Here is an 18153-nt window from a genome sequence, read left to right on the forward strand (position 1 = left end):
ATCAAAAATATCATGAACTAAAAAATGCCGCTTAGATCTTCTACAGAATTTGTTGACCATTACAGGCAATCCGTGGTCGCTAATTTTACACGAGCAGCGGTAAGCGCAACCGATTTAGTGAAAGCTTCTTTGAATAAAGAGTATGTAGCAATTAGTACCTTTGAACAATTCGTGCATAATTTTACCAATACTCATTCTTTATCAAACAGCAAAATAGCTAAAATAGAGTCAGCGCAATTTGCCGATAGTTTAGTGATAGGCGTTAAATTAGCAACCGGCTAATATTAACGACAAGATAAATCATATTATTTGGTAAATAATATGATTTATTATCTCATTTAATAAATTAAGGTAAAAATAAAAATGAATTATTCACTGAATGAAATAATAGAGATTGACTGAATTAAAATATATGAAAAAATCCAACTACTTTTTTATCGAGATAAACTGAATTAAGCCCGCAAATTTTATCTATTTCTTATTGTAAACAACAGAAATGATAATTATATAAAGTTATTATAAATAAACATTATTAACAGCAATGGATATTTTTATTTTAACTTTTATAATCTAATCAATTATTTGGAAAATATTTTTCATTTATTTGCCAATGTCTTTTAATTAGTAATTAATTATTTCAATATTGCCCATCAGCACTAATGATTTCACTCTGTCCTGTGGTTGTTGTTTTTACCAATGATTAAGACATCAATAATCGCTGTGACTCTTTGGCTTGAGTGTTATTTTATTGTTTACAACAGCGTTAATGAGGTAGGCATAATATTAAATATGCTTTTTTGTCAGTATTGTTACGGCCGTAATTATCGCTGCTATTAACAATTCAATATCGACCCACTATCGTCATTCAGTAGTTAATTAACTCAGTCTAGTAATAAAATTGTCCATACAAAGTCGCAACTTGTTGTCAGCTGATGATAACCTTTTGCTTTAATAAAACCTACGAACTCCATAATTTAAAGAAAAATTTATTTAGTAAGTTGTTAACTTAATTAAATAAATAATGATTGAAAGCCAGTTATCAACTCTATTCTCAAAGCAAAATATATTAGGCTTTTACCACAATAGCCATATTCTTCTTAGAATAGCGATGTGACAACGGTCAACATTTAAAGTAAATTCAGCTTAGCCATGGTGCTATATATAATATAAAAGTATTAGTTAAGTTTGGTTTACAATTAGATATTGTTACTGTAAATAACAAAAAAGAAAATAACCTTGTTTAGTATTAACTAAATAGTAAATAGAACATTACCATTAACGGCAAAAAAATAAAAATAACATTATTTAGTATTAACCAAATAATTAATAGGTTATTACAGTTGCGCTAACAAAAATAAAATGTCACTTTTTTTTATTAATTTATAAAATTGGTAAAAATAATTATTCTTAATTCGATGAAAATAATTTTTTTCTAATAAAATTAAGCTAATTTTATCTTGACGGAATTTTTCTTTGATGCAAATCTCTGGCTTCAACTACCATGAAAACAGACAATTAACAGAGGTAAATTATGCCTAAATTTTATTAAATTAATTTTAGTTTAGTAAAATAAAAATCACACATTAACAATATAAAAGTTTGTCAATTTAATAAAAACGACAGGGGAATTATCAATATTAATATTCACAATAATATTTGATTACTTGACATTTGTAAAAAACATATCTCAATTCTATTAATGAAATTAAGCGAGGTAAGTTATGCCTTCCGTATCAACAAGTGGATGGGATGTTGTCAGTCTCACGGATATTGACACATTAAATAAAATAGCGGGTGAAAATCATCCTTATCCCGATAAATTCGAACAAACAACCAAAATTATCGGGCAACAACTGAAAATCGAAGGACGGTGGGGAGAATGGCGGATAGCCAATGAGGCAAGTGGAAAAAATGTTTATATGCAATGTGTCATCCAAAATGGGAGCGCAACTATTTTCGGTAAAAATTATCCTCTCAATGCCAATGAAGAGCTCTCTTCAGTCACGATTCAAATTTCACTGGCGGGACTGGAAGCTTTACCTGAGAAATGGCTTAGCCAGGATGATGACACCTCTATTATAACTGAACAGACGCAATGCTTTGAATTGATCATTAATCAGCAAGAAGTCATCATCATAACCCAAGCAAATTTTACCAATCCAGAGTTATATTCTGAAGATGTTGGTTTAGCAACGCCAATAGAAAGTGCTTTTAAACTATGGTTAAACAACAATATTGACCAGTTGAAGCAAATTTTTTCCGTCGTGCTGATCGGATTAAGAGCCAATAAAGGCGATTTTCAATGGTTAAAGCCTTCAGCCTATAGCTACTCTGCTAATAGCTCGATCGATAAAAAAACCGCCGCATTTGGTGCCTTAACCTTAATTGATGGCAAAACGGATATCGGTCATTTACAACAAACTGTTGATATTGCTGCCTTACAGTTGGTTAAGCCATTTGGTGCAAATGCGGCTTTAAGTGTCAGTAAGGCAATGTTTGTTAAGCATATTCTTTTACCGGCGGCAATTGCCATTGTTAAAAGCTCAACTGCAGCGGATTTTGATATCAGTGAAAGCGGGCTTTCCCTTACCAATAACCGAGAAATGCTTTGGCAAGAGTTTGACGGGCCTAATGGTGAAAAAATGTCGCCAATGTTACCAAAGGAAAGTTTTAATTTAACCCTGCAATCGGATTATATCCATATCTCGATTGTAGGCGCCCATTATCGGCCACGGGCTGGTATGACGCTTTACATGAATCTTGAACAAAATTTTAAATACAAAGTTGAAAAAAATAAACAGGGTGAGCCGGTTTTTGTACCGGATAATGAAGGTTTAGGTGACGGAACGCTTAGTTGTACTGTTGTACTTGACGATTGGTTGAAATGGTATGAATTGGTGATGAGCATTATTACCCTTATTGCATCAGTTTTAGCCTTAGGCACTTGGTTTGCTGGTGGGCTTGCCAAGGCGGCACGAGCTACGGTAGAGGGTGTAGAAGCAACAAGAACAGCCACTTTTTCCTTTAGATTCTTTAAAAGCATTAGCAATACACGAATTTTAGCACCAATAGCAGCTAGGATTGCGCGAGGAGTGGCTTCTCATCCGACGATATTTAATACGATTAAAATTGCCTCGAATGTTACAGCTGCAACGACAGGGATTGCTTGGGGTTCCATTCTATTATCAGACGCTATTTATAAACAGATTTATGATGATGTGCCTGCTTTTCGACAATTTGCCAGCAACATTACTTCCGCCGTGAAATGGCCAGAAATCGATAATATCGAATTAAAGTCAGCCACATTAGCTGACAGTTTTGTTATTGGCCTTAACTTAACTTAATAAAAATATAAGGATCTATTTATGGATATGTTTAATTGGGATCTAGTTTGTGCTGCTTCTTGTACATCAATTAATAACAAATTAAAAACCGCGCAAGATTTATTAATTAAAAATTTTTCTTATACCAATGAAAATAATAGCACCATTAATGGCGAATTTGATAGTTGGCAAATTGTTCCGGGTGGCAGTTCACAGCGAATTAATTTTATTACCCCAATAAAATCTGGTCGATTATCGACTACGATTGCCGGCAAAAGAATAGAGGTGGCGGTGAATGGTATCTGTCCAAAAATTGCTGTTGAACTGCAATTTGTCGGTAGCAATGATTTAACAAAGACACAATTAAAATTTAATTGTCAGCAAGTGGTGCAGGAAAAAAAGGACGTTTTTTCCGGTGCTGGCAGCGTTGTTATATTAGATGATGATATTAATAATATCTTCCCGGCAGATGAAAGAATTATTTCAGAAATGTTCAGCGCATTGATGGCTGAAATGATTGTAGCCAATAAAGAACAATTGCAGTTTGTTTTTTCCGATCTGATTAGTTTACCGGAAGATAACAATGGTTGGTTGCAAACCCATATTATTCAATATACTTACAATGAGCCTATTAATGGTGAATTGGGCGCCTTAGCGGTGCTGGCTATTTTAGATTGTAATCCCAATCCACCTAACTTAGCTGATTTACAATTACAATTTGATCCGGCGCTAATGAGAAGTACCGACTCAATTGGCTTTGCCATTGCCAAATGGGCTTTTCTAAAACATGTGATCCTAGCAGGGCTACCGGAAATATTTAAGGGCGCTAATCGCAATCATTTTAAACTAGTTGAAAATAATGTTATTCGTAATAATGGCAATATCCCGTTAAATCCAATCAACGGCTATACCCCCTATTTTGAAAATGCCCTAGTGCAAATTGTTGATGACAAAATCGTTATTAATAACACCAGTGGGCGCTGCGATGTGGTTTATAATAGTAGCTACGTTACTTTTAGTTTATCCGGCATTTATTCTGTTTCGTTACAACGTCAAAATAACCGTATTAAAGTCAGCTTAAATTCTGTTTCAACTCCCTCATTTAGTGCTTCGGTTTATGATCCCCTGGCTTTAGCTTTCTGGATCTTTGGTGGCTGGGTGGTTGATGCCCTGTTACGGGGAATTAAAAGCCAAATGGAATATTTGTTATGGAGTTTTGGCTACTATGGCCTTGAGTTCGATGTTTTCCCCGTCACAATGAACGTTGTAGCAGATTATAAAGAGTGTGGATTAGCAGAAAACTTCTTTATGCGCGGATAGCCGATCTAATTTTTAACAGGAAGTCAATTATGCATGAAATAGCAACCTATGGTTGGGTTGTCATTTATGCCATGCAATACGATATGATTAATCAATCAATTCAGGCAAATCATCGTTATCCCAAACAATTTTCGGCCGAAAAAAAATAGTAGGCAGTTTGTATCGTATTAGTGGCAGCTGGGCGAGTTGGGCGTTGAAAAATGGCGGTAGTGGTAAGAATATTTGGCTGGAATGTTTTGTTTCAGAAGGCAGTTTTTTTAACAATAATAACGAGGTTATTCACGACTTAGCAGCTACGCGTCTGACGATACAGGTTAATTTAGCCAAGTTTCACGATCAAACAAAAAGAATTAAAGATACAACCTCTATCAATGAGGGCAAAGCCTGGGTATTAAAGGTAAATAGTCAGGCAACGGAAAATTCAAAAGCGGTGGTTATCCTGGCGAGTGAATATAGGAATATTCCAGCCGAAGATAGTGCGGTTATCGATCAACTGTTTGATAACTATTTCAATGACAATATTCAGCAATTTGACCAAATTTTCACCATCGTAATGCTCGAACTGGAAGCTAAAGATAAAGATTTGCAATGGATCAAACCGTCAGCTTTTAGCTATGCCGTCCAGCCGATGATAAAAGGAAAATCCGATGATTTATTTGGTTGTTTAAATCGGATTGATGGTAAGACGGCGATCGAGCATTTACAACAATCGTTAGATGCCAGAATCGGAAATTATTTTTCCAATGATGTCAATGGCTTAATTATTGTCAGTAAAGAAATGTATACTAAACATTTTCTTTTACCCGCGGCGTTAAATTTACTCAAAGGCAGTAAAGCCGAGGATTTTGCCATCAGTGCGCAAGGCTTATCAATTCACAATAAAGTGCCGTTAACCTGGGGAGATTTTGTCGTAGGATCAGAGCAAAATCCTGAGACTGTCGCGCCCTTGATCCCGGCTCACGGTCTGCAAATTAATCTACAAGGAGAAAATATCAATCTTAATGTTAGCGGCGCCACTTTCAGACCAAAAAGTGGGGGGATAACCACAACAATCAATATCAATCAATCGATGGGTTTTGCAACGGTTAGAAAAAACCCTAACGAGATTATATTTATTCCCGATTTAAATAATATCAAACAAACCAGTATTAATATTAGCAATAAAGTGGATAAAGGTACCATCATTGGTGAGATAATTGCTGGCGTTCTGATCCTTATTACCTCAATTGTAGCCGGTGTCGCCGCATGGCGCGATCTCCGTACCATTAGAGATGTTGCTGCCGCGACCGAATTAGGTGAAGAAATGGTCATATTTAATCGAGAGCTCAGTGAAATTAATTTATTGAGTGAAGAAAGTATATGGTCTACCGCTACGGTTATGGATAATGGCGAAATGTTGCCTGTTTCTTTGCCTATGTATAATTTTCTCGCGGTTGGGCAATCCGTGGTAGCTAATTTTTCATTAGAGGCGGTTACTGCAACCGATTTAGTCAAAGCGGCTTTCAATAAAGAATATGCAGGAATTAGTACCTTTGAGCAATTTGTGCATAATTTTACCAGTACTAATTCATTGCCGAAGAGCAAAATAGCTAAAATAGACTCAGCAAAATTTGCCGATAGTTTAGTAATCGGCGTTAAATTAACTGATGAATAATATTAAATATAATATAAATCATATTATTTGAAAAATAATATGATTTATTCCCTCCAACAATAAATAAGGTAAAAATAAATCATGATCTATTCACTGAATGAAGTAACAGGGTTTGGCCGAATTGAAATGCTGGAAGAAAATTTAAATGCCTTTTCTTATCAAGATAAAACAAATTATCCTACCAAATTTTATCTATTTTTTACTGCAATCGACAGAAATAATAATTATATAACATTTAATGAAACAGTATTAGCAAACGCCATCTATAACCAACAAATTAAACTAGTAAATTTCCTTACTGGATTGGAATATACTTTGGGTGCATCAGCGGCAGAAAATAAGGACTTTTTTGCTAGTCGTTTTTTTATTAAAAATGATATTAATGTTATTGAAATAACCGCAGGTAATTTTTATGGCTATGCACCAATTAGTGTGGTTTTTACAATAAATAATAATAGTAAAATTTCAACCGAGTTTATGTCACTTTCCGGCTTTGAAAGTCGAGTATTAATAGCCAGAAATAAATAATCATTTATATTAAAAACTATTTTCCACCACTTATTATTTAATAATGACTATTTTATTTCACATTTTATTCAGATGAAAATATGGAAGCAATACACCACTCTCAGGCATTCAATTTTACCAGTGCAGTTACTGGCCAGGTTGACCCGCGCCCCGGTATTTTTGGTGTTAATATCCCGATTGCCCATATTATTGGCAATGATCACATGGGGCCCGAATTACCGCTTACCCTTTCTTATTCCCCATTAGATAATAATGATGCCACTTATGGGTTGGGTTTTTCTGATAATTTAACCCGTTATAATATTGAATCAAGAATTTTAACCCTTTCCACCGGCCAATCCTATCACGTCAAAGAAGAAAAGTCAGAATGTACCTTTAGTCATGCTGAACCGAAGAATTTTAAATTGCTAAAAAAAAATAATGCGTTATGGGTTGTTTATAACACTGGCATTAGTGAAAAATTAACTGACTATGATACGGCAGATAATATCAAAGTTGTGCGTGAAATATATAGTCCGGCGGGTAATAAGCTGATCCTGGATTGGGAAAATTTTGGCGGATTTCCTCGACTTATATCTGTTAGTGATCAGCGTGATATTTTATTATCAGTCAGTTATTCTTCGGCAGGAGAAAGCATTAGTTTTGATATTTGGCCATATTCCGATGAAAACTATAGTATAACGCTTGTGCAAAAAGGCATATTTTTGTCGACAGTAACCATAAACACCCAGCAACAGTTATTGACATGGTCACTAGCCTATTCTAAATATGGCAGAAGTAGTTTACGGCATAAATTTTTGACACAAATCACTACGCCAACCGGGTTAGTTGAGCGGGTTGAATATAAGCGCAATGGCCATCGTTTACCGCAAAATCATCAGTTGGATAATGGGGCACATAGTCCAGTCATAATTTTTGATCGGCTTCCCTACCTACCTTATGTAAGAAGCCATATTATCGAACCCAGTTTTGGCGTACTGAAACAAATTACCAGTTATGAATATTCAGACAAAAATTTTCTTGGCTATGGCGGGCAAATTAATGAACTAACCTTATATGGTCAAGATTATTTATATAATGTAGAAAATAACTATCAGTATGACTCGATAGCAATACAGCATAATTGGACTGAAAATGAATCTTATTTAACCATCCGAACTTATAATAGTTTTCATTTAATGATTGAACAGAAGCAACAAACCAAAGCGGATAATGGAAATATTCTGTGTGAAAAAGTGAATCAAATAAAATATTATGCTGATGTAACCAAATCTTTTGCTGAGCAGGTTCCTCAATATCAAATGCCAAAAGAGCATACCGTAACTTGGCGAGCAGATGGCGATTATCGAGTCGAAAAAAGCCTGTCTGAATATGATGAATATTGTAATATTATTTTGCAACAAGACTTTGATGAAACGAAAACCCTATTTACTTACTATGATGTTAATGGTGAAGCGGGTACATGCCCTGCTGAACCAAATGGTTTTAAGCGATTTCTAAAAGAACAAACCATCTATCCGGCAAAAAGTGATTTTCAAACGCCAATTAGAAAAACACAGTATAAATATGACAGTTATCCCATCAGAAATAGTGATTCATTGCTAGCCGATAAAATGGTGCTATTGAGTGCTGAGTATTATTTTTCTGATAATGCCCCCATAAGAAGAGAAGAAATACAATATTACAAGGATGCCACATCAACAAATCATGGCCGGCTATTAGAAAAAAATGTATGGGTAAACGAAAACGGTAACGAAACTGCCTCTTTTAAAGAGCAATATCAATGGTCAACGTTAAATAATAACAGCCAAATTCGCTGCATAACCAAATTGACCGGCTTAAAAGATAATTTATCGGTAAGCAAAGAACAGTGCTGGACTTCACGTGCTTATCGCTTAATTATGGAAAAGGATACGCAAAACAATATCACTCAATATAGTTATAATAAACTCGGCCAAATTATTTCAAATACGCTAAATTTTGATACCCAATATGAGAACCGAATGGAATATAGCTGGTCATTTGGTGAATCTGGTATACCAATCAGCGTAATGATGACTGATACTTTTGGTAACGCATATAAAATAAACATGGATGGGCAGGGGCGGTTAGTTGAAAAATATTATTTTACCCAACAAGTACCCCATGGTTTTAAAATAGAAGCACGGCAATATAATTTATTTGGCAAATTATCGAGTACGACTCATTATGATTTATTAAATCCAGGCGAAGCGAGTGAAAATATCTGCCAAACCACGGTGTCTCTTAAATATGATCATTGGAAAGAGAATGTCAGTCAAGAGTACAATAATGAAACTTTAGTGAATGATATTTACGATCCAGTTAAAAATCTAAGTTGGCAGCAGATAGTATCATTAGTAGATAATCGTGATGTTTCGAGTATTATAAAAAAAGAATATAATACTCGTGGCCAACTTATTAGATTAGTGCAATTAAAAACTGATACTGTTACAAAATATACGGTATGGCAATTTTTTTATGATGGCCTGGGCCGGATCCGTAAAACAATTGATGAGTCAGACAATATAACCCTATTTGAATATGATGAATTTGATCGTGTTACTAAACAGATATTAGCTGATGGTACGACGATTAAAAAAGGCTATAAAGATGGTTTACCAATTCAGATTTCCTTAACGGCGAAAGAGGGTACAGAAAAAATCCTCGGCACACAACAATTTGATAGCCTTGGCCGATTAACCAGCAGCCAAATTGGTGGGCGCAATGTTACACTATATTATCAAGGCGCCTCGCCGGCGCCCCATCAGGTCACAAATGCAGATGGCAGTGTCATAAATTATCAATATATTCCCGCGCTAAATAATGCTATCGCAGAAATTCGGTTTGGTGAAATAACCCGTAAATTGGAATATGAAGCTGTTAGCGGACGTTTAAATAAAATTAGTGAAAATACCGGTATGTCACACACTTTTATTTATAACGCTGCCGGTCAGCTTAATCAAGAACAAATTACATTACCTAATCAGGTGCAACGAACAAATTATTACCGCTATTCACTCGCCAATCAATTAACTTCTTATACTGGTGCTGATAATTAGACGACGATGTATAGTTATGATCCTCATGGCAGACTAAATAACATTGTTGATCCAGGAATAAGTGTTAGCCTAAATTATGACAAATTAGGTCGTTTTATCGGCCAGTTAGCCAGTTATCAAGCAAGCGGCAATAGTGTGGAAACCAAACTGAGTTTGGATGAGTTTGGGCGGGAATTCAAGCGGCAAATTATTGAAAATAACCCAGCAACAATTACCTCATTTGAAATTGAACAAAATATTTCTGCTAATAATAAAATTGCCAATAGAAAATTATATCTGAATACCCGTTTACTGCGTGAAGAGCAATATTCCTATGATCTCTTTGGCCGATTAACGGATTATCAATGTTCCGGCGATACTTGCCCTGAAACGCCAGAGGGGAAAAAAATACAACAGCAAAATTATCGCTGGGATGCATTGGGTAATTTAACCCGCTGTGTTACCACAGCAAACAATAGCAATGAAACGGTAGAATATAAATATCTAAATAGTAGTGACCCCTGTCAGTTAACCGATATTGAATATCTCGAGAAACAACAAACTATATCATTACAGTATGATGCCAATGGTAGAATGACAGTCGACGAAGTCGGACGTTCTCTGGGTTATGATGTAACAGGAAGGCTTAAAACTGTCTCTAAAGATCAAAATACCACATTTTATGGGTATGATGGATTGGATAGGTTATTAATCAAACAATCTAATCATGATTTTAGAGAATTTTATTATCAGTCAGATATATTAACCAATGAGTTTTATACAGACGGTCAGATAAGATATAACACCTTCGATAAAACCTGCTTGGGTTTTCGTCAGCAATTTTATGATAATAATAAACCCGTGCGATATACAGCAACAGCTACCGATGCAATGGGAAGTGTATTTGCCTTATATTAGAATGGCCAAGAAACAACGATTAAATCTTACAGTCCTTGGGGGGATGGCGCTGGAGAAGGAACTATTGGGCCCAGATTCAATGGTGAACATTGGGATGCCGCTAGTGGCAGCTATCTACTGGGAAATGGCTATCGTGCTTACAACAGTCGTTTAATGCGCTTCACTGCGCCGGATAGCTGGAGTCCATTTGGTGCTGGTGGTTTTAATACTTATGCATATTGTGATGGTGATCCGATAAACTTCAGCGACCCTAGTGGCCATATCAGCGGCTGGGGATGGGCGAGTATTATTGTGGGTGGTATCGGTCTTCTACTGGCGCCGCTCACGTTTGGCTTATCACTGAAATTTGGGGTAGGAGTTGCTTTAGCATTGACTGCCTTAGAAGCCGCTAGTGGAGCAACCGCCATTATTTCTGGTGCGCTGGAAGAAAAAAATCCTCAAGCTTCAGAGCAGTATGGCTGGGCCTCATTAGGGTTAGGTATACCTTCAGCCGCAATGGGAATATTTACGTTGAGTAAAGGTATCGCGAAAGGTGTCGGGGCGATAAAAAATACGCGATTGACCTTAGGTGGCACGATGAGGCAAGTTGAGTTGTTAGCTGATGGCTTATATACCTTTAGGGATACTTATAAAAATGCCAACCGTCTTAATATTGTTTCTCATGGTCAAGCGATTGGTGAGGGTTCACTGCTCGTTGTCCCACAAGGAAACGGATGGAGAAATATGGATGTTGACGAATTAGTTCAGCTTTTAAAATCTCGCTATAATTTTGATGATTATAGTAATGTCAGAACAATAGCTTGCTACTCTGGGGTGGGCGGAGAAAATTCTTTTGGTTATCGACTTGGACAGGTGTTGCAAAAGGATGTAAAAAGCTATACAGCACCGGTAACGGGTAACTTTTAAGTAACGGGTACCCCTGAAAAGCAGGGTATGACTGAGCTTTTTCGGGATGCGGAGCGAGCAAATCTTTATTCTGCTTTACAAGAAAAATTTGCCGCGCGGCATATTTATAGGGTTGATAAAACTAATCCATATTCAAAGTTTGACATATTTAATTATAGAGCATTTAGATATGAACCCATCAAATTTAAATATTAAATAGGTACCAACTAAGCATCGATTATTAAGACACAGTTTTATTTGAGAAAATAATATCACTGTTTAATTGCCTGCCATTAGGTACTGTTTTATTAAAACAGTACCTAATAGAATAAGTTATAATTAGCTGCGTTACATTTATTATCGTATAAAAAAGAACAACATGGCTAAAACTTATTCGTTCTATTGAAAGGAACGGTTTTCTATTGATCAGCGGGTTCTAAATAGTATGGTTATAAATTAACAATTATTAGCGATTTAATTTTATATTATAAATAAAATTTATAAAGTCATTAAGAAGGCAGTAAAAAATATTTTTTTAATGGATGTATTTAATTGCTATATTAAAGAAATAAGAATAATGGCGATGATAATTAATATCGCTAATATCGAGCTATTGGCTGCTATTTTATCTAGTTTATTCTTATTAATAATAAGCCATTATTTATAAACTATTTTACGTAGGTATAATAAATATTTTTCATTAGTTGAATCTATTAACTTTTTTTTGCAGCGATGCTTTTATTGTCATTTCAATAGCCTGTTTGGTTGTGGGATTACCTTGTATTAGTATGGTACCGTTCTTATACAAATAGATGCTGACTCCCTGCGGTAGTTGATAACAAAAACAATATCCTTTTGAGATTAGTTCTATTTTACTTAAACCGCATTTAGCTAAAAAATGGCTAAAAGTATCAAAGCTATATGGATATTTTAACATTATCTTTACCTTTCTGTAGTATTGCCTGGATATTATTTAATTTATAAAATATAAAAATTGTGATCTTTAATCAATATTATGATGATCAAATATTAATTTTATGTGCTAACTAAATAATATTAATCAATCACTAACTAGAACTAATAAATAAAGTGATAATTAGCGATAAAACTTGTTCGTTTATTTATTTCGATATTATGGCATTATTGTTATTAATTTTGTCAGAATCTACTATATTTGGCTTTTTGTTGTATATTGATATTAACCAATAGTGAGAATTTGAAGATAGAACTTAAATGATTTGCTGTAGTTACTATTTAATAAAATAAAAAATGATAAACGGTGATACAAAATTAGCATTTATCACCGTAAACATTTCTATTATTAATAATACCACCGTAGATAATTAAATTGTAAAGGCTAAGCTATGGTTATTTCTTTATTAAATAAACATCTTGCACTGCATTAATAAGGGCAATCCCTTCTTTCATCGATTTTTTAAATGCTTTTCTGCCAAGAATTAATCCCATACCACCGGCACGTTTATTGATCACGGCGGTACGAACCGTCTCTTTTAGGTCATTTGAACCAGCAGCACCGCCGGAATTAATTAATCCAGCTCGACCCATATAGCAATTTGCTAATTGATATCTCACTAAATCAATCGGATGTTCGGTTGTCAAATGGCTATATACCCGCTCATCGGTGTAACCAAAGCCAACAGCTTTGAAGCCACCGTTATTTTCTGCCATTTTTTGTTTAATAATGTCAGCACCAATTGTTGCTGCTAAATGGTTTGCTTGCCCAGTAAGATCGGCACTAGTATGATAATCATTTTTCCCTTTCTGAAAGGCTGGATTGCGTAAATACTCCCATAGCACCGTCACCATCCCCAGTTCGTGGGCGCGTTCAAAGGCAGCGGAAATTTCTTCAATCTGGCGTCGAGACTCCAGTGAACCATAGTAAATGGTCGCACCAACCGCAACCGCACCCATGGCAAAAGCTTGCTCAACACTGGCATAAAGCGTTTGATCATATTGAGTTGGATAACTGAGTGTTTCATTGTGATTCAGTTTTACTAAAAAAGGAATTTTATGCGCATAACGACGTGAAACGGCGGCTAAAACACCATAGGTAGAGGCGACGCAATTACATCCAGCTTCTATAGCCAGTTCAACAATATTTTTAGGATCGAAATAGAGTGGATTAGCTGCGAAAGAGGCCGCCGCTGAATGTTCGACGCCTTGATCTACTGGCAGAATTGAAAGGTAGCCACTACCGGCGAGTCTGCCGTGATCAAACAGGGTTTGCATTGAGCGTAAAACTGAGTTTGGGCGGTTATTATCTATCATGACGCGATCAATAAAATCGTTGCCGGGTAGGTATAATTTTTCCTGGGCAATGGTTTGGCAGCGATGTTGTAATAAACTGTCAGCTTCAGAGCCTAGCAGTGTCTCGATATCGGTCATGATTTACTCCCGTTTATTGACGATGTGATTGATTGTTATCCATTATCATTTGAAAAACAAGCAGCATTGCCTTAGTTAAGAGAGGTGGATCGCTTCAGTTTACGGTTAGTTTTCGCGTTGCTGATTAAAGTGGGGGCACTATTTTATTAACTATTTACTGTTATTCTGCTTAATAATATTGGCTGACAAAACAGTAGAAATTTATTAGTTACAAAAAGAAAAAGCTAACTCAAGGGAGATTGAGTTAGCAAAGAAGGTGGTTCCTAGTCTTACTATTAATTTCTAGTTCTACATTTTTCGCTAACTATCTTATGATAATAAATATTATGTTGCTGTGATCTAATACATAAAAATGGCATTTTTTCCTTAAATTATGCATTAAATTGTTATTTAAGATCGCCAAAATTAATAACAAAGAGTTATAACTAAAGCAAACTTGTTACTGTTTACTTTAGTATTTACAGCTATTTTACCGTTTGCCGTTGTTGTTTGCCGTGGGGATCTCTGGTTGTTGTCCCAGCTAAATTGCGAATTAATAACGCAAAATGCAGATCAACGTCCGCAGGAATGGCGAGGTAAACTTTATAGCCATTGCCTGGTGCCACTTGAATAGGTAGGTTTTTTTTATCAAATAAGTCAGTTAAGGTAAATTGGATATTACCAGCAGGTGTCATTAACTCTAAGTTATCACCTAGGCTGAATTTATTTTTTACGTCCACTTCTGCCAACCCATCTTTGCGTTGGCCGGTGAATTCACCGACAAATTGTTGGCTATCAGAAACAGAATAACCGTATTCATAGGTTTGGTAGGCATCATGTGTATGTCGACGTAAAAAGCCTTCGGTATAGCCTCGGTGAGCTAAGCCTTCTAATGTGGTTAATAAGGTCGGATCGAAAGGTTTACCTGCAACGGCATTATCAATAGCTCGGCGATAAACTTGAGCAGTACGAGCACAATAGTAGAACGATTTGGTTCGTCCTTCAATTTTTAATGAGTGAACGCCTATTTGAGTTAAACGTTCTACATGTTCGATTGCCCGTAGATCTTTCGAATTCATAATATAGGTGCCGTGCTCATCTTCAAAAGCGGTCATATATTCACCGGGACGTTTCGTTTCTTCAATCAAAAAAACTTTGTCGGTAGGTTGTCCATTACCTAAAGTTGGCTGAATATTTTTTATCTTGATCGGTTGGTGGTGATGAACAATATTACCGATTGCGTCTTCTTTTCCTTCCTGTACTTTATATTGCCAACGACAAGCATTGGTACAGGTACCCTGATTGGGATCGCGTTTATTGATATAACCTGATAGTAAACAACGACCAGAATAGGCCATACAAAGTGCGCCGTGAACAAAAATCTCTAATTCAATATCAGGCACTTGTTGGCGAATTTCCGCAATTTCTTCAATAGAGAGTTCACGAGACAAAATAATGCGACTTAATCCCATTTGTTGCCAAAATTTTACTGTTGCCCAGTTAACGGCGTTTGCTTGGACCGAAAGATGGATCTCCATGGCTGGAAATGTTTCTCTCACTAGCATGATTAGACCAGGATCGGACATAATCAAAGCATCCGGTTGCATTTCAATAACCGGAGTAAGATCACGAATAAAGGTTTTTAATTTAGCATTATGCGGCGCAATATTAACCACTACATAAAAACGTTTTCCCATTTCATGGGCTTCTTTAATACCTATAGCTAAATTCTCATGATTGAATTCGTTGTTACGAACACGGAGGCTATAGCGAGGCTGCCCAGCGTAAACAGCGTCAGCGCCGTAGGCAAAAGCATAACGCATGTTCTTTAGCGAACCTGCGGGAGAAAGTAATTCTGGCGTAAACATGATGAGTTCTCAATCTGATAACAAGTCAGTACTTATTCTTAAGCGGATAAGTTTTAAGTCGTTAATTCTAACGTCTTATGGGATGAAAGCCAAATTAACCGGCAGCCGGATTGGCAAAATTTAATTAAATTTGTTCCCAACGATAACCTAAACCGTATACTGAACGAATAAATTGCCGTTGTTTATCTAATAGTTGCAGCTTGCGGCGCAAATTTTTTATATGGCTATCAATCGTGCGATCAGTAACGATACGATAATCATCATAGAGATTATTCAGCAGTTTATCACGGGAAAAAACTTTACCGGGATGCTGGGATAAAAATTTTAATAAGCGAAATTCAGCCGGCGTTAATTCAACGGTTTGATGTTGAAAATGGATCTGATAAGCGCTGTCATCAATAATCAGCTTCAGATCGCTATTTTGTGCTACAGTTTGCCGATAGCAACGACGTAAAATGGTTTTAATTCTAGCGATCACTTCACGTGGACTAAAGGGTTTACAGATATAGTCATCAGCGCCAATCTCTAAGCCAACTAAGCGATCATGCTCTTCGGTTTTTGCTGTCACAATGATAATTGGGATGTCTGAAAATTGACGTAATTGACGGCAAATTGATAAACCATCCGTTCCTGGCAACATCAGATCAAGTAAAATCAGATCAGGGAAAAAATTTTTCACTTGTTTAATGACACTATTACCATCGAGTAACCAATCACTCTGAAAACCTGCGGCTTGCAGATAATCAACTAACAGTTGGCCTAACTTTGGTTCATCTTCAACAACTAAAATACGGTAGCAGTGATTATCGCAACTCATACACTTTGGCTTTTATGGTTATTATCTAACGGTAATTCTATGCTAATTTTTACCCCACCTAAAGAGGAGGCTGAAGCGATAATTTTGCCGCCATGGGCTTCAACAATATTGTAACAAATAGCTAAGCCAAGTCCTGAACCGCCACTGGCGCGATTACGAGAGTTTTCAACCCGGTAAAAGCGTTCAAAGATATAAGGATATTGATAGTCTAATAAGCCGGGCGTGCTGTCTTGCCAAATGAGATAAAACCGCTGTTGTGAAACATAACCTTGAATAACCAGTGAGCCTGGTGAGTGAGTATAACGCAAGCTATTTTCCAGTAAATTATGCCATAGTTGCGCTAAACGATCAGGATCTGCATTTAACGTTATTTTATTAGGCAGAGTAATATTTAACGTTATTTGTTTATCAATAAATCGGCTATGGTAGCTACTAATAGCTAACTCAATTTGTTGGACTAAATTGATATTTTTTTTTCGATAAACCAGTGAACCACGATCAGACAGGGATAACTGATGTAAGTCATTGACAAGTTTAATTAATATATTTGTTTCAGCCAATAAAGAATGTAATGTTGATACAGAAAGTGGCCGAACACCATCCTGAATGGCTTCGAGTTCACCCCGTAATATCGCTAATGGGGTGCGTAATTCATGAGAGATATCTGCCATATAATCACGCCGCATATGTTCATTTTTTTCTAATGTTGAGGCTAATTGATTAAAATCTTTAGCCAATTGGCCTAGTTCATCGCGGCTTGAGTTCCGTACGCGAACGGCAAAATTACCAGTAGTAAGTTGGTGAGTACCCTCAACAATATGTTTGATTGGTTTGAGAAAATTTCTGGCCAGTAAAAAGGTGGTGATCAGCGCCAGCAGCAATGAGAACATGGTTACCAAAGAACTGGTGATATGTTGTTGACGATCAAAATTAATATCCGCTTCACGACTGATTTTATCAGCTGCATTACTCATTACCCAACCCACTACCTGGTTATGATACTTGACTGGCTTTTGAATAATATCTTCACTGACAGTCGGTAATTTTCCACTGCCTGAAAGTCTCTCCATATTATGATCAACAATCCAAACTTGCGTACGCCAGCTTTTAGTTGAAGATTGCGTCGGCAGAAAGTTTTCTTGTTCCAGGGTATTAATGATCCTGGTTACTGCGCGGCCATTGTGTTGCAAAAATGTCCAATTACCGGTTTGCTGATATTGTTCCGTCAGGGCTTGAGCAATTAGGCTGGTACGTAATTCATTGGTTTGTTTTATGTAGCCAATAAAACCTTGCTCAAAAGTTAATCTAATTCCCCAATGCATAGTAAAAACGATCAACAGACAGAGGGCGAAGATAGCAAAAAAAAAGCTTACTAGTAACGCCGCTAAAATGTATT

12 protein-coding genes are annotated in these 18153 nt (G+C 36.2%); 8 read left to right on the forward strand and 4 right to left on the reverse strand.

The window, feature by feature from the left end; translation table 11 throughout:
• Window positions 1–24 precede the first annotated feature (24 nt).
• The 8 genes from G468_RS0110495 to G468_RS0110545 all read left to right on the forward strand — a co-directional run bounded on the left by G468_RS0110495 (window position 25) and on the right by G468_RS0110545 (window position 11708).
• Window positions 25–282 (forward strand): hypothetical protein, encoded by a 258-nt coding sequence (locus tag G468_RS0110495; protein WP_026823088.1) that lies wholly within the window; start codon window positions 25–27, stop codon window positions 280–282.
• A 1439-nt stretch (window positions 283–1721) separates the two neighbouring features.
• Window positions 1722–3344, forward strand: coding sequence for a TULIP family P47-like protein (locus G468_RS0110505; protein ID WP_026823089.1), 1623 nt, complete (start codon window positions 1722–1724; stop codon window positions 3342–3344).
• A 21-nt stretch (window positions 3345–3365) separates the two neighbouring features.
• Window positions 3366–4643 carry a TULIP family P47-like protein gene (locus G468_RS0110510; RefSeq protein ID WP_026823090.1) on the forward strand — a complete coding sequence of 426 codons (1278 nt, stop codon included), beginning with the start codon at window positions 3366–3368 and terminating at the stop codon, window positions 4641–4643.
• Window positions 4644–4800: 157 nt separating this feature from the next.
• Window positions 4801–6297: a TULIP family P47-like protein gene (locus G468_RS0110520; RefSeq protein WP_026823091.1), complete on the forward strand. Its 1497-nt coding sequence runs from the start codon at window positions 4801–4803 to the stop codon at window positions 6295–6297.
• 81 nt (window positions 6298–6378) lie between these two features.
• Window positions 6379–6825: a hypothetical protein gene (locus G468_RS0110525; protein WP_026823092.1), complete on the forward strand. Its 447-nt coding sequence runs from the start codon at window positions 6379–6381 to the stop codon at window positions 6823–6825.
• Between the two features lie 80 nt (window positions 6826–6905).
• The gene (locus G468_RS0110530) at window positions 6906–9905 is read left to right on the forward strand and encodes an RHS repeat protein (protein WP_026823093.1); all 3000 of its coding nucleotides are present in this window, start codon (window positions 6906–6908) and stop codon (window positions 9903–9905) included.
• A 6-nt stretch (window positions 9906–9911) separates the two neighbouring features.
• The gene (locus tag G468_RS0110535) at window positions 9912–10802 is read left to right on the forward strand and encodes an RHS repeat domain-containing protein (protein ID WP_026823094.1); all 891 of its coding nucleotides are present in this window, start codon (window positions 9912–9914) and stop codon (window positions 10800–10802) included.
• Between the two features lie 18 nt (window positions 10803–10820).
• A complete protein-coding gene (locus tag G468_RS0110545) occupies window positions 10821–11708 on the forward strand; it encodes an RHS repeat-associated core domain-containing protein (protein ID WP_081700660.1) in 888 nt (295 codons plus the stop codon).
• 1347 nt (window positions 11709–13055) lie between these two features.
• On the opposite strand, the gene fbaB is transcribed toward G468_RS0110545, so the two are convergent.
• The 4 genes from fbaB to baeS all read right to left on the reverse strand — a co-directional run bounded on the left by fbaB (window position 13056) and on the right by baeS (window position 18148).
• Entirely contained in the window at window positions 13056–14093 is a 1038-nt protein-coding gene (gene fbaB / locus G468_RS0110560; RefSeq protein ID WP_026823097.1) for a class I fructose-bisphosphate aldolase, read from the reverse strand.
• A gap of 464 nt (window positions 14094–14557) precedes the next feature.
• Entirely contained in the window at window positions 14558–15940 is a 1383-nt protein-coding gene (gene trhP, locus G468_RS0110565; RefSeq protein WP_026823098.1) for a prephenate-dependent tRNA uridine(34) hydroxylase TrhP, read from the reverse strand.
• Between the two features lie 124 nt (window positions 15941–16064).
• Window positions 16065–16757 (reverse strand): envelope stress response regulator BaeR, encoded by a 693-nt coding sequence (baeR, locus tag G468_RS0110570; RefSeq protein ID WP_026823099.1) that lies wholly within the window; start codon window positions 16755–16757, stop codon window positions 16065–16067.
• On the reverse strand, window positions 16754–18148 hold the full coding sequence (gene baeS / locus G468_RS0110575) for an envelope stress sensor histidine kinase BaeS (RefSeq protein ID WP_026823100.1): 1395 nt from the start codon (window positions 18146–18148) through the stop codon (window positions 16754–16756). Before baeS ends, baeR begins: the two co-directional genes overlap by 4 nt.
• Between the last annotated feature and the right edge of the window lie 5 nt (window positions 18149–18153).

Source organism: Arsenophonus nasoniae DSM 15247 (genome assembly GCF_000429565.1).
In the GTDB taxonomy this organism is placed as follows: domain Bacteria; phylum Pseudomonadota; class Gammaproteobacteria; order Enterobacterales; family Enterobacteriaceae; genus Arsenophonus; species Arsenophonus nasoniae.